The 13452-nt window shown below is 46.8% G+C and carries 11 protein-coding genes; 5 read left to right on the forward strand and 6 right to left on the reverse strand.

The window, feature by feature from the left end; translation table 11 throughout:
- On the reverse strand, nt 1-1119 hold the full coding sequence (locus EHO61_RS14150; protein ID WP_135814190.1) for a cysteine desulfurase family protein: 1119 nt from the start codon (nt 1117-1119) through the stop codon (nt 1-3).
- A complete protein-coding gene (locus tag EHO61_RS14155) occupies nt 1106-2548 on the reverse strand; it encodes a hypothetical protein (RefSeq protein WP_135814191.1) in 1443 nt (480 codons plus the stop codon). Before EHO61_RS14155 ends, EHO61_RS14150 begins: the two co-directional genes overlap by 14 nt.
- Nucleotides 2549-2661: 113 nt before the next feature.
- Between EHO61_RS14155 and EHO61_RS14160 the strand changes: the two genes are divergently transcribed.
- Genes EHO61_RS14160 through EHO61_RS14170 form a run of 3 tightly spaced genes read left to right on the forward strand, consistent with a single transcriptional unit; the run spans nt 2662 to nt 6292 of the window.
- Nucleotides 2662-4677 carry a tetratricopeptide repeat protein gene (locus EHO61_RS14160; protein WP_135814192.1) on the forward strand — a complete coding sequence of 672 codons (2016 nt, stop codon included), beginning with the start codon at nt 2662-2664 and terminating at the stop codon, nt 4675-4677.
- Nucleotides 4678-4714: 37 nt separating this feature from the next.
- Complete coding sequence (locus tag EHO61_RS14165) at nt 4715-5509, forward strand: hypothetical protein (RefSeq protein ID WP_135814250.1); 795 nt, start codon at nt 4715-4717, stop codon at nt 5507-5509.
- A gap of 18 nt (nt 5510-5527) precedes the next feature.
- Complete coding sequence (locus EHO61_RS14170) at nt 5528-6292, forward strand: enoyl-CoA hydratase/isomerase family protein (protein ID WP_135814193.1); 765 nt, start codon at nt 5528-5530, stop codon at nt 6290-6292.
- Between the two features lie 51 nt (nt 6293-6343).
- On the opposite strand, the gene EHO61_RS14175 is transcribed toward EHO61_RS14170, so the two are convergent.
- The gene (locus EHO61_RS14175; RefSeq protein WP_135814194.1) at nt 6344-8038 is read right to left on the reverse strand and encodes an FAD-binding oxidoreductase; all 1695 of its coding nucleotides are present in this window, start codon (nt 8036-8038) and stop codon (nt 6344-6346) included.
- A gap of 373 nt (nt 8039-8411) precedes the next feature.
- Here EHO61_RS14175 and EHO61_RS14180 point away from each other — a divergent pair, with 373 nt between their 5' ends.
- On the forward strand, nt 8412-10058 hold the full coding sequence (locus tag EHO61_RS14180; protein WP_135814195.1) for a glycerol-3-phosphate dehydrogenase/oxidase: 1647 nt from the start codon (nt 8412-8414) through the stop codon (nt 10056-10058).
- 42 nt (nt 10059-10100) lie between these two features.
- Here EHO61_RS14180 and EHO61_RS14185 read toward each other — a convergent pair whose 3' ends face one another.
- Entirely contained in the window at nt 10101-10679 is a 579-nt protein-coding gene (locus EHO61_RS14185) for a TetR/AcrR family transcriptional regulator (RefSeq protein ID WP_135814196.1), read from the reverse strand.
- Between the two features lie 236 nt (nt 10680-10915).
- A complete protein-coding gene (locus EHO61_RS14190) occupies nt 10916-11953 on the reverse strand; it encodes a patatin-like phospholipase family protein (protein ID WP_246032140.1) in 1038 nt (345 codons plus the stop codon).
- A 164-nt stretch (nt 11954-12117) separates the two neighbouring features.
- Between EHO61_RS14190 and EHO61_RS14195 the strand changes: the two genes are divergently transcribed.
- A complete protein-coding gene (locus EHO61_RS14195; protein WP_135814252.1) occupies nt 12118-12552 on the forward strand; it encodes a PaaI family thioesterase in 435 nt (144 codons plus the stop codon).
- A 28-nt stretch (nt 12553-12580) separates the two neighbouring features.
- Here the strand turns inward: EHO61_RS14195 and EHO61_RS14200 are convergent, their stop codons facing one another.
- Nucleotides 12581-13411, reverse strand: coding sequence for a hypothetical protein (locus EHO61_RS14200; protein WP_135814197.1), 831 nt, complete (start codon nt 13409-13411; stop codon nt 12581-12583).
- Nucleotides 13412-13452 lie beyond the last annotated feature (41 nt).

The following is a 13452-nucleotide window of genomic DNA, read 5'->3' on the forward strand; positions in this document are numbered from 1 at the left end:
TTAGCAGTTCCTGATCGAATCCAATACGATTCGGATCGTTGCGAGAAGTTCTTCCACTTCCTCCTCGGTAGTGAAGGTCCCGGTAGAAATCCGTACGGCGCGTAGGGCTTCCTCTTTGGAAAATCCCATGGAAAGAAGAGAGGGTGCAGGTTCTCTGGACCTGGATTTGCAAGAGGAACCGGTTGAAAGTGCAAACCCTTTTTCCTCCATCCCCATCATAAAAAAATCCAAGTCTTCCGTAGGCAGCAGGCAAAACGTGGTGGAAGGCAATCTAGGGGAGGACTTGGCTACGATTTGGATTCCTATCGATTCCAGGAAGGTTTCGATCCTATTTCGAAAACGAAGGAGTTTCTCGTTTTTGGATCGCATTTGCGAAAATTGGATTTCCGCAGCTTTTGCCAAGGCTAGAATCGAAGGTGAATTTTCCGTGCCGGCCCGAAATCCGTTTTCTTGGTTTCCTCCCCGAAAAATCCCCACCGTTCCGGTTCCTTCCGGCTCGAACCAAGTCACTGCAGTTCCCAAGCCGGCGCCTATTTTATGACCGGAAAACGTGAATCCTGCAAGATGCGAAAAAGGGATGTCCAGTTTTCCAAAAGACTGCATAACGTCGGAAAAAAGTTTTTGACCCGCTTTGTGACAGATTTCCCCGATTTCCCGTAATGGCTGCACGACTCCGCTTTCGTTTGCTGCGTGAACGATAAAAACCGGGCCCGGATTCTCCTTGAGATTCTTTTCGATTTCACTCAAGGAAACGAGTCCGGAGCTATGTCCTTCCAATACTCCGTACGGAACGTTGGCGTTTTCCAGAGCTTGGTAAAAGGAAGAATGTTCGTAGGGGGAAACGTATGCCGTCGTCTTTACGAATCTCTTTGCCCAAGTCGCCATAAGATAATTCGCTTCCGTTCCCGTGGAACAAAATACGAAGCCTTTCGGATCCTTTCCCGTAAGGCTGCCTAGAACCTTGCGAGCTTCTTCTATCCGTCCCTGCCGTTTCAGCGAAAAACGAGTCGGACCGGAAGGATTGTAGAAATCGTTTTCATATTCCTCCACTACGGAGGAAAGTAATCCCGGCAAAGGAGGATGAGTGGCGTTGTAGTCGAAATATCTAATTTTTTTCATCGAAAAGGTCGTCCGCTTCTTCGTATCTTCCTTTTCTGCGGAGCACGTATTGTAAAAGTTTTTTCCTGTCTTCGATCAGGTCCTCGAATCCGGACCGATCCGATCTATATTCCGGATCCACAGAGTGCAAGTCGCTTTGGAGGCTGTCCAATTCTTTCAATGCCTGGTCCCAAGCTTGTTGGTATAGTAGGCAGCGGACTCTCATTAGTTTAGACTGAAATTTGGTTTCCAGATTCGTCTTTCCAGATCGATATACCGCTTCAAAATAATCCGACGCTTTTTTTCTGTAGGAAGATTCCCTGTCTCCTAATCTATAATAGAACTCTGCCGCGCGGAACATATTGGAATAGAATTGTCTCAACCCTTCTTCGTCGGAACTCCTGCAAGGCAACGCTGCGATCGCGGAAGCTCCCCAATATTTTGCTTCGGGCGGTATGTCCCTTTGGGAGCAGGAGAAATACAGCATTCTAGTATGTAAGGAAACGGATTCCTGGGGAGAAAAGGAGGAGCCTGCAGTTCCGGCTTCTCCCCGTAAGAGTTCCAGAGTCCTTAACAGTAGCTTTTTGTATTGATTCGCTTTCAAAGTGGTTCGTTCCGGATTTCTTTCGGAAAATACGATCGGGGAGGAATCTGCTTCTTGGATCGCTTGCCAAATTCGGATTTCTCTGGGAAGTTCCGGCTCCGTTACGTTAGATTCGTCGGCGGAGCAACTAAATCGGAAGAAGTTTAAGATTCTTTGCCACCAGGAGGCAGGATCCTTTTTCCGCACTTTGATCTTTTCGAAAACGAGATCCTCTATGCTGAGCAGAGATTGGAAATGAGAGACGATCGCTTCCTCAGGTCTACAAGCGGCAAAGGCGGTAAGCCGGATCTTTTCCAGTAAGCTCTTGCCGAAAATCTGGGGGCGGGTCGTTCCAAAACCCGCCTGGTTCGGGATCACGTTGTATCCGTCGAAGGGATTGTAGCTCAGGGACCGCTTATAAAAATCCAAGGATTTTAGGACGAGGGGAGAGAATTCTTTCCAATAGTCGCTCGGATCGATTCTACCTTTTTTGGCAACCGGGGAATCCCTGCCTTCGAGTTTTTCCAGAGTCCAACCTTTCCGCTCGGCTTCCATCCATGAGGGGATCCGAAAGATATCGTCCATTCCGGATTTTCCGAGGTCCCTGGATCTCGAGCATGCTTCCGACATCTTATTCAACTGAAGATAATGCTCGACCTGACGGAATTCCACCTTTTCGTTCAGAAATTTATCCCCTTTCTCCTGTAATTCCAAAGAAAGAGAGGGATTGAGAACGGGGGGATCGAGCCAAAGGGCGACATCCCGAAGAATTTCGAACCGCCGCGGAAAAATCCAAAATGCGGCGACCGTCCAAATGAACAGAAGGGTTAGGAAAAGTTTTTTCTTTTCTCGCAGGATGTTGAACAATTTCTTTCCTTCAGGTTAGGGAAAATTCGTTCGACGGATCCGGTCCTCCGCGTAGACTGAGCGGGGAGGATTCCTCCGATCTTTCTTCCCAAGCTAATACACGTCCGGGGATTATGAAACTAGCAAGCACTATTCCTATTCTAGTTCTATCGACTAGCCTCTTGGCCGGTCTTGGCGCTTCCCCTTCGGATTCCGAAAAAAAAGTTCTTTGCTCGGATTCGGACCAAGAGGGAAGACGCCGTAGCGTTTGGCCTTCTTTTTTTCTTTCCCTCGCTTACGAAACGATGAACGAGGCCAGGAGACTGGACGGTCGTGAGAGAGGGGAAAAAACCCTAAAGGCCATACACGAATTCGAAAAGTATTTCCGGTGTTCCGAAGCGGTCGGTGCGGGTGTGTCCGCGATTTCCCGCTGGAACAAGGGAATGGCCCATTATTCGATCGGGCAATTCAAGGAAGCCTTAAAGGAGGCTGAGGAAGCGGAAAAAGCGGATCCGAATTACCGGGAATCGTATCTTCTTAAGGCCAGCATCTTTTACGAACAGGCGGAATACCAAAAGACCGTGGATTTTCTGGAGGAGAATCTGAGCCGTTTTCAAGCGGATTCCTACGTGTATTATTTACTTAGCTCCTCGAGCATCGCTGTTCAAAACAACGCCAAATCCATTCTGTATCTGACTTCCCTGAACGATTCGATCGAAAGAAAGGAGGGAAATCCCAAATATAAGGAATTTGTAAATCTTTCTTTAGGAAAGATCTATTTATCCCAAGGACAGAACGCCAAAGCCTTTTTTTATCTTTCGAATTATTTGCAGCAAAGGCCGGATGCTTGGGAGACTCGTTTCTTGTTAGCGGGAGTTTTGAACCAGCTCGGTAAGTTCGCCCAGGCTAAGAAGGAATTGGAGCGGATCCTCGGACAAATTAAGGGGAATTCCTCGGTGGAGATGATGCTCGGAGAGATGTATTTCGTGGAAAGTCGATCCATGGCGGCGAACTATTTCGAGGATTTGAAAAGTCGAGGGAAGCTGAACAAAGGCTCCCTACTTTACGGTCTTTATTGCGTATTGAATTCCAAGTACTCGGAAGCGAAAAAAATCATTCTACCGGTCCGGGAGAAATATCCGAATCGTCTTTGGGTTCGGTTGGCAATGATGGAGATTCTAAAGCACGAACCGGATTTTAAGAGCGAGGTTTTTTCCCGCGAACTTATGGAGACGGCCGGGATCGCCGTGCAATCCCAGCTTTGGAATCTCGCGGAAACCTTGGTCAACGAATCCATCGAATTAGCCGTAAAGAGCAACGCATCCAAATCGGATCTTGCGGAACGATATAATTTTCTGGCGACCGTTTACGAACAATCCGGTTCCGTCTATCGTGCGATCGTAGCGATTCGGAAGGCGATAGAGTTGTCGGAAAATTCCGAAGCTGCGCGAAAATACGATCTGCATTTGGCTTTTCTGCTCAGGAGTCAACCTCCCGGCAAGTTTACGGAAGCAGAGCAGATTACGAGAAAGGTGATCGCTGATGATCCGAAAAATTCCTACGCCCATTATCTTTTAGGAGTGCTGCTTTCCCAAGCGGAGAATTTCGAAGGAAGCAGACACGCTTTCGAGGAAGCGATTTCTTTGGAGCCCAAGACCGCGATCTACTATTTTTATAGAGCCATCACTTTGGAAAAGTTGGGAAAGATCGTCGATATGGAAACGGACTTGCGCAAATCGATGGAGTTGGATCCGGAAAATCCGATCGCTTACAATTATTTGGGATATTATCTTTCGGAAAACGGAAATCGATTGGAGGAAGCCTACTCGCTAGTTCGGAAGGCGGTGGAGCTCGCGCCGGACAACGAGGCCTATCAGGATAGTCTCGGATGGATTTATTATAAGCGGGGTCGTTTGGAGGACGCTTTGTTGCATTTGAATTTGGCAAACCAAATCATGCAGGAGAAGAACGAAAAAGATCCTACGATATACGAACATTTGGGAGATCTTCATTTCGATCGGGGGGAGTTGGGCGACTCCAGATCTTATTGGGAAAAATCGGAAAAGCTGTTTCAAAAGAAGGAAGACAAGGCCCGAATCCGGCAGAAATTGGAGAAGCTGAAATTGAAACCGGTTTTTTCCAAACCTTGAACGAAACCGGGAGGGAGAAAATTTGGAACCGAATCAAATGCATTTCCGGTCCTTGGGTTCGGGAATCCTGTTACCTCTATTATTGCTTGCCGGTTGCGCGACTGCCGAAATTGAAGAAATCAGTTTTCCTTCCAAAGGAAAATTGGTTTTTACCAGCGCCAAATCCAAGGAAGGTTCCAAGTTTTTAGAGGAGGTTCGAAGGATCGAAGACAAAGGCACGTCCTATTCGGGGGAATTCGAAATTCGCATCCAGAACTTCGTTCCGAAAAAGGACGTCTTTTCCCTGAACGGTAAGATCTACTACGACAAGCCCACGGGTAAGATGCAGATCGAACTGACGGATCGACTTTTCGGCATCAGCGTTTCCAAGGTTTACACAGACGGAGAGCAGATTCGGATCAAAACGGCGGCGCAAGAAAAAATCCACGAGCAGCCTATGGACGATATTCTGCTTTCGGATCCCAACGGGGGAAAGAGCACCATCGTACCTTTTCCCGTCATTTATCATTTGCTATCCAGCCAGAACATCCGATTGTTTCAGCCGAATTCCACTCTTGTCCAACCCAAGGAAAGGATCATTCTGGTTCGGAAAGGCGGGGAAGAATGGACCTATTACGTGACGGAAAAAGGCGTGTCTACGGTGGAATGGAATTCCAGCCGCAAAAACGTAAAAGCGGTGACTAGCGTGCAAGGCGAAGTGGAATTTCCGCCAAAGGTGACCCTGACTCGGATCGTATCCAGAGAGGATTCCTCGGATCAAAATCGCATCGAAATCAAAATGAAGAAGACGAATCGTATCGAGAGTGTCTCTCCTTCCGTCTTCGGGTTTTAAAAAGGAAAAATCATCCAGATGATCGAAATAGAAAAAAACGGACATATATTAGAATTATATATTAAAACGAACGAATTCAATTCTTTGAATGTGGAATTCTTTCGTGCATTGCGGAAGGCGATGGACGACGCCGAAAAAGACGAAGGAGTCAAGGCGATCCTACTTTCGGGGCGGAACGATAAGTTTTTTTCCAACGGATTCAATCCTGAAATTTTTGTCGGGAAAGATCTGGCGGAAATCAAGAGCGTGTTAGGAGAGGCATTAAGCGCTTGCGGAAAAGTGCTCCTTGCGAATCGTCCCGTGGTTTGTGCGATGAACGGACATTCTATGGGGGTAGGAGCCGTCTTGGCGATTTTTTCCGATTATCGGATCCTCGTGGAAAAAAAAGGGAGGATCGGATTTCCGGAATCTTTGATCGGATTGAATTTCCCGTCCACTGCGGGGTTCGTATTGAAAGAATTGGTCGGAATCAAATCGGCAAGAGAACTGCTTTATTCCGGAAAGGGATTGAAGGCGGAAGAAGCGGTTTCTTTAGGTCTGGTAGACGATTCTGCAACTCCAGAGGATCTGATCGCAAAGGCCAGAAAATGGTGCGACGGATTCGCGAATATGGCGTTAGAGTCCGTCATCGGAATCAAAGTATCATTACGGGATTCCCAACGGCTAATTGCGAACCAATTGGAGACAAGGGATATCGATTTGTTGGCTGCAGCCATTCATTCCGCCAACGGACAGGAAGGAATGAGATCGATCTTGGAAAAACGAAGACCCGTTTTCCGATAAAATCGGAAAAAACGAGTCCGTTTCCTTTCGCTAAGCATCCTTTCGGCGGGATCAGGAATGGAAGACTTTACCCGGGTTCAGGATTTCCTTTTGGTCCAGGGATTTTTTCAACGCATTCAAACCGGAAACTCCCGCGGTTCCCAGCGTTTTTTCGTACCAAGGTTTGTGATCCAATCCTACTCCATGATGGTGGCTGATCGGAGCTTTATGAGCGGCGAAAGCGTCCGAAACTTTTCGTTTCATTTTCTTCCACTGCTCTTCGGGTTTTTTCTCTTCGATCGGAAATAGGATGGTGTAATACAGACAAGCCCCTTCCGAATAGCTATGAGAAAGATGGCACATCGCTATGGATCCGGGAATGGAGGTTTGTAAAGCTTCCAAACCCGCCGTGTGAAGAGATTCCAGCCTTTCATAGGTAGTGGAAGTTTCCATCGTATCGACTCCCAACCCGAATTCCATAATATGATTTCTTAAGTAGGGCATATTGTATCTGCCGTGAATCCAATTTTGGCCCAGTTTTTCTCCGGCGTACAGAGCGCCGTATTTTCTCCAGATCCGTTTCAGGTTTTCAAGAGAATGGGCCACTTCTTTCGCGGAACCGTCCAGTCCGACTAAAACGACGCATTTTTCCGATCCTATCCCTTTTGCATCTAGGACTCGAGCCTGGATCCATTTCTTTAAAGCGCGGATCGGATTTTTCTTTTTCCCCAATTCGCCCAAGATTTCGTACAATCTCGTCTCGTTGGCATCGGAAAGACGTAACATAGAGGTTTTGATTTCCTCATGGTTGGCGGTCCGAATGAAACCAAGAGAGGCGTTCAAATTCGGAAATACTAGGCCGAAGTACTTCCTCGTTTCCGGAATTTTATGGATTTTGACAGTGGCTTCCGCAATCACTCCGAGTAAACCTTCGCTTCCTGCGATGATATGGTTCCAATCCGGTCCGGTGGAGGAGGCGGGTGCGCGAAGAGTTTCCACAGTTCCGGAAGGGGAGATCAGTTTGGTGCTCGTTAGTATTTCTTCGATCTTACCGTAACGATTCGATTGTTGTCCCGCGCTTCTTGCGGCGATCCAACCTCCGAGAGTGGAGTATTCGAAGGACTGGGGAAAATGTCCCAAAGTATAACCTTTTTTGTTCAGGACCGATTCTAACTTCGGGCCGTAAATTCCGGCTTGGAAGGTGGCAGTATGACTTTCCTCGTCCAAGGAAAGGAATTCGTTCATCCTGGTCGTATCCAAGGAAACCACCGCCTTGTGTCCTTTTCCCTTGATCACTTCCAATCCTCCGACCACGGAAGATCCGCCTCCGAAAGGAATGAGAGTGATTTTATTTTTGCCGCAGTATTCCAGGATTTTAACGATTTCGCTTTCCTTGCTCGGATAAACGACCCCGTCCACAAAGGAGGATAACGTATTCCGGTGCAATCTCAGTACGTCGTAGTAGCTTTTTCCGGCGGAGTGAAAAATTCTTTCGTAGCGATCCGTTTTGAGATGGTTTTTTCCCACGATCGAAGAAAGCTGTTTTAGATCCGAGGCTCCGAGTTTGGACGGAGGAAGTTTGATCTCTTCCAGCGCCGCAGCAGGAGTGTTGTTGATCTTCTCCAGCTTAAATTCCCGTTTGAGCAGTTCTAAAATCTCAGGCATTTGCGCTTTGCGGAAAAAATCCCGGTCGATCGCTCCCCACGCATTCCATCTCAGATTGTTTCTGGAATAATCAATGTCCGCATCGAGTTCGTGGTAAAACATAGGTTGCTGTGCTCCCGGTAGAAAGGAATTCCGATCCAGAAAATCCGGCAAATGCGGAAGCGCAAAGGAAAAATCGAAATCATCGATCGAAAACGAATCTAGTTCGCGACCTATCTCCGTTCCAGGATTTGTTTCCTAGAAGTCGGTAGATATCCGCTCAATTGATCAGGTTCTTTGCGTGTTTCGGGTTTCGGATGCGGAATCTTTCTCCGTTTTTGGAGAACTCTGTTCGTTACTTTCCCGGTCCACGTCTACCTAGTTGCAAATTTGAGAAGACGATTCAACATTTTAATTGGGGTTAGGGGAGGGGAAACTGCGACGACTCGCGTAAATCGTTGACCGTAACGGAGGAAAAAGACAGTTTGGGAACCTTATGCCTTCCTCACGCAAATCGAAAATTCCCGCCTCTAAAACAACAATCTCATCCCAGGTCTATGACACTCTGATTATCGGAGGAGGAATCACCGGAGCAACCTTGCTTTGGGACGTTACTCTAAGAGGGATCAAAGCTTTGTTAGTGGAAAAGAACGATTTCGCTTCCGGGACCAGCCAGGCGACTTCCAAGCTGATTCATGGCGGACTTCGTTATCTGAAAAATGCTGAGTTCGGGTTGGTGAGAGAGTCGCTTCGAGAAAGACGTCTTCTTGCAAAGATCACTCCTCATGCGGTCAAAACGCTCGGCTTCCTGATGCCCGTTTACTCCTTTGCGGAAAAGGCGATGTTGGAAGCGGGCCTTCTCATGTACGACATGTTTTCCTACGATCGGAATCGGGAGATTTCCTCCGACCGGTGGATTCCACGGTTCCGTTTTCTGAGCAAAGAGGAGGCGGTGTTAGAGGCGCCGGCCCTTTCTCGGGAAGGATTGAAAGGCGCCTTTCTTTATTACGATTACCAAAATTTAAATCCCGAACGTCATACATGCGAATTCATCTTTTCCGCGCAAAGAAACGGAGGAGAAGCCCGCAATTATACGGAACTCGTCGCGCTTACAAGACAGAAAGAAGAGATCTACCAAGCCATCCTCCTGGATAAGAGAACGGGAAAGAAAATGCCCGTCTTTGCCAAGACTGTTGTAAACGCAGCGGGACCCTGGGCGGATTTCGTGGAATCTCTGGCGGGAGTGGGCATGGATAAAATACTAGTGCGGTCCAAGGGAATCCATATCGTTACGAGGGCCATCCAAGGTAGCAAGGCCTTGGTTTTAAAGAAAAGAGATAAGACTCATATGTTCGTCCTTCCCTGGAGAGGAAAGACCATCATCGGTACCACGGATACGGTTTATCAGGAATCTCCTGATAAATTCCGGGTAACTCGGAGGGATATCCGGGAGTTGTTGGATGAGATCAACCACGCGTACGGAAATACGGAACTGAAGGAAAGCGACGTGGAATTTTTTTACGGAGGAATGCGTCCTTTGGTGGAAGATTCCGGCGAGACTTCCGATACGTATAACGCATCTCGGAAAACCGAAATCATCGATCATAAGGAAAACGGCCTTCCAGGATTTTTTACGGCTCTAGGAGGCAAGTACACCACGAGTCGGGCCTTAGCGGAGAAAATCGCGGATAAGCTTTGCGATACCTTGCCCGGATCCTTTTTACCTTGCGAAACGAATTTCGTTCCGTTAATTTCCGGAGAGTTCTCGGATTTTTCCTCTTTATTACGAGGATTGGCGAATAAGTTCCCCAAATTCGGAGGAGAAATTCTGGAAACTCTGGCGGAAAGATACGGAAGCCAATCCTACGAAATTCTGCCGCACGCAAAACCTGACGAAACGTTTGCAGTTTTGAATAACGGAGAAAAATTATATTCCGCGGAAATACGAACGATCGCCGCAGGAGAGGAGATTTATTCTGCCACGGATTTCTTTTTCAGAAGATCCGGGGCGGGAGTGCCCGGACTCCCTTCGCCTGAAAACCTATCCTTTATTCTGGACCATTTGGGCAAATCCTTGGGTTGGAACCAGGCAAGAAAGAACTCCGAAAAAACGAAAGTGATCGCGAGATACAAGTTCGATTGAGGTCCTCTTGAAGCGATCGGGAATGTCGTTTATGCCCGATCGTTAGAAAGTAAAGGTATTTGCGAGAACGACTCCCATAAAGTCCTTCACCACTTCCGTCACTTCCTCCAGTTTGATCGCCTCCCGGTCTACGATTCTTTGGCCTACCGTGCCCAAGATAATGCTGATTAACAGTCGGTTGAGATTCGGGTTGGTGATTCCCAGATGTTTCGTAATGATCGTAACGTATTCTTTCATCGCTTCCGCGATCAGTTGTTTTTCTTCCTCATGGTTTTTCAGTCGGGAAACGTCGCATATGATGTATAAGAGATTTTGAAAGTAGCTCTCTCTCGCCTTGACCATGTTGAACAATGCGTCCACTCGTTTTTCGATGGACTGGTTTTCTTCCCCTTTCGAATATACCTGGAGTTCCTCGATGTCCTTACTGAGTACGAACTTGACTAATTCCTTAAATATATCCTCTTTCGTGGAGAAATAATGGTATAAGGTGCCGGTAGACACTTCCAATTCGGTTGCGATTTCCCGCATGGAAACCGCGGAATAACCTCGCCGTGCAAGTATGTCTACGCACTTGGATAATATTTCCGCTTTATATTTTTCGTGATTTACGATTTTCGGCATTCCGACTTTCCTGAATCTGATACTCTAAAATCTTTCGAAGGGTTGATTGGTCCATCCCACAAATCCTTGAATGCTGCCTTAGATCAGGGTGGGTGAAAGACCGACTATAGGTGAAATTTCAATCGATTGAGATCCGTTCTTGCGATTGAAACCCTTACTGAGGCGATCGTGAGCTGGATTTGCACAGAATCGAACCCAGGTCCAGCAAGATTTCAGCTTCCCTCCAACCAAAGTAATTATTTTATTTGTTCGAAAAAAGAAAGCAAGTTTTTTTTCCAATCCGGATAAAGATGTCCTAGGATTCGTCCTTTATTTCTTTCCGCATCCTCTTGGCCTTTCTCGAATGCATAACGAATTAAATTCGGTTTTGTGTAATCGAATCCCTGCTCGATAAAAGGGGATTCCGGGGAAATTAATAAGGTATTTTCCATCACCTCGGGAGATTTTCCGACTAGGGTGGTAGGTTCATAAAAGACTCCGATTTTAGGTAGGTCGGAACTGAAGTCTTCCAGGAGTAGATTGTTGGTCAACCCTCCGTCCAGATAATAATTCCCTCCTAAACTTTGCAGAGGTAATACCGGAAACGCCGAGCACGAATTCATGACGATCTGAGTAACGGTCTCATGATCGGAAAATTCCTTTTCAGAGAATGTCCGTTCTCTCCATCCCCATTCCTGCATTTTTTCCATGACATAGAACGGAGCCTTTCCTTTTCTTCTGAGTTCCTCGTCCTGAAAATAGGCTCGGATAATTCTCGCCGCTTTGGCTAAGAGAAGTCTCTGATTCGGCTCTCCGTTTTTATTTTTCTCCACCTTCTCGCCCGGAATTTCCACGGCGTGGATCCGAATTTTCGCGGCCTTGGATAAGAGTTTCGGAAGTTTTAAACAATAGCTGACGGTTCTACGAGCCATTCCGTCGTGAGGAAAAGGAGGCAAAATTCGTAAAAGACGATTCCAATAGAAATTTTTAGGATTTCTGCGGGTCAGCTCTTCGAAATAGACAGAACTTTCCAATTCGGTTTCCGACAAAGTGCTGACTGCCATCGCCGCTCCGGCGCTGACTCCGGATACTTCCCGAACTTTGATTCCCCAAGTACGCAGTGCGAAGGCAAAGCCTAGTCCGTAAAACGCTTTGATTCCTCCGCCTGCAATGGCTAAAGCAATTTCTTTTTTCGTTCCGAATTCTCTCCAAATCGATTCCAAAAAAGAATGCTGTTGGCTCTTGGGTGGAGGAGTGCTCGTTTCGGAAGGCATGGCTTTTTCTTCTTTAGACAACGAACACCGTTCGCGTGCAAGAAGAATTTGGGTCCATACCGGTTCCTAATATCCCAGGAAGTGATTTACGTTATGAAAGCGTAACAAAAAATCAGAGGAATCCGTTTTTACAGACTGTGGTCGAGGAGAATTGCGTGTCCGAAGAAGAGAAATATTTGACTGAGATGCAGAAAGAATTGGAAAAATTTTCCAAATTCGCCCCTTCTTTTAAATTACCGCCTCCTGCGTTTGTGGAACTCTCGGGAGAATTTATTTCTTACCGGAGAAAAAAGGAACTTACCTGCAGTTTTTACATAGAACCTAGATTTTCCAATCCGATGGGAGTTTTTCAAGGAGGCTTTCTCGCGGCCGCCTTCGACAATACTTTCGGGCCTCTGTGCTATCTGGCCGCCGGCAAACCTACGACTACGTTAGAGCTGAGCGTAAGTTATATCCGTATGATCAAGGAAAACCAAAGAATCCGAGTGACCGCGCGGGTGGTAGCGAGGGGAAACCAGCATATTTATCTGGAAGCCGAAGCCTTCGACGAAGAGGAAAAATTAGTCGCTAAATCGACTACGCAGGTGCTCATACTGAAATTTCCCGGAGAGCAGAGTTAAGAGAAACGTAAATTCTTCTTTTCTACCTTCAGATCTCGGAATCGAGAGAAGCTGTACGGGTAATTCTTTCCAACGGAAGTTTACGCACGTGGTCGGTCATTTCATGAAGAATATTCGCGGTGATATCTTTCATAATGTCGCCCATAACCTCGGTTTCCAGAATTTCGGCCACCATCTGACCGATGTTTTCTCCTAGCCTCCGTGAAATTTCCGACATAAAAGGAAGTTTGGAAACTTCTTCCAAAAGGAACTTGGATTGCAAGGATTCATTCACCTTTTCATGGAATCTTAGATTGTGTTTTGCAAAAGCCTGTTTTGCCAATTGGCTGTAGTCCAATCGAAGCATCACTTCCTCTACTCGTTCCAAAGAATGGAGAAACACCGCGTCCGCGATGGTGTCCACGATCACATCCCGGAAACGAAAGGTGATTTCGCGAGTCAGCGCTTCGCTGACGTTTTGACCTGAAGTTCCGAAACGGTAGAATGCGATCGCCAGCTTTACTCCCCGCAATAATAGGAAGGGGCGTAGGAAAAAAAACGGAATAATTCCGACCGCTTCGTACCAATTCGTTTTTAGATACTTTTTCGGATCCCCTTTTTGTCGCAATTTGACGAACAGTTCGAAACCCCAAAGGACTAGAACCAGAAGATCGAAAATAAGAACATAGGTGGAAATATCCCTGTGCAGGAATTCTTTGTAGGTATTGATGAAGAGTAAAAGAAAAACGTCTATTGCGGCTATGGTAAGTAGAAAATAATCTCTCGTAGTCCCGGGGAGGATGCTTTTCCAATAACGAATCGTGCGGATGAAAGTACCGATGCGGGAAGTCCGCTGGGGCTTGGCTGTATTCTCCGTCATTGCTTTCGGCCCGTCTTTCGGTAAGGTGTTTACAAGTTTTT

Origin of the sequence: Leptospira fluminis, from assembly GCF_004771275.1 — a bacterium.
Lineage (GTDB): Bacteria > Spirochaetota > Leptospiria > Leptospirales > Leptospiraceae > Leptospira_B > Leptospira_B fluminis.

Coding starts and splice junctions, on each gene's coding strand:
- EHO61_RS14195 (WP_135814252.1), top strand. CDS start 12,118: ATGCAGAAAGAATTGGAAAAATTTTCCAAATTCGCCCCTTCTTTTAAA.
- EHO61_RS14160 (WP_135814192.1), top strand. CDS start 2,662: ATGAAACTAGCAAGCACTATTCCTATTCTAGTTCTATCGACTAGCCTC.
- EHO61_RS14185 (WP_135814196.1), bottom strand. CDS start 10,679: ATGCCGAAAATCGTAAATCACGAAAAATATAAAGCGGAAATATTATCC.
- EHO61_RS14170 (WP_135814193.1), top strand. CDS start 5,528: ATGATCGAAATAGAAAAAAACGGACATATATTAGAATTATATATTAAA.
- EHO61_RS14200 (WP_135814197.1), bottom strand. CDS start 13,411: ATGACGGAGAATACAGCCAAGCCCCAGCGGACTTCCCGCATCGGTACT.
- EHO61_RS14150 (WP_135814190.1), bottom strand. CDS start 1,119: ATGAAAAAAATTAGATATTTCGACTACAACGCCACTCATCCTCCTTTG.
- EHO61_RS14165 (WP_135814250.1), top strand. CDS start 4,715: ATGCATTTCCGGTCCTTGGGTTCGGGAATCCTGTTACCTCTATTATTG.
- EHO61_RS14175 (WP_135814194.1), bottom strand. CDS start 8,038: ATGTTTTACCACGAACTCGATGCGGACATTGATTATTCCAGAAACAAT.
- EHO61_RS14180 (WP_135814195.1), top strand. CDS start 8,412: ATGCCTTCCTCACGCAAATCGAAAATTCCCGCCTCTAAAACAACAATC.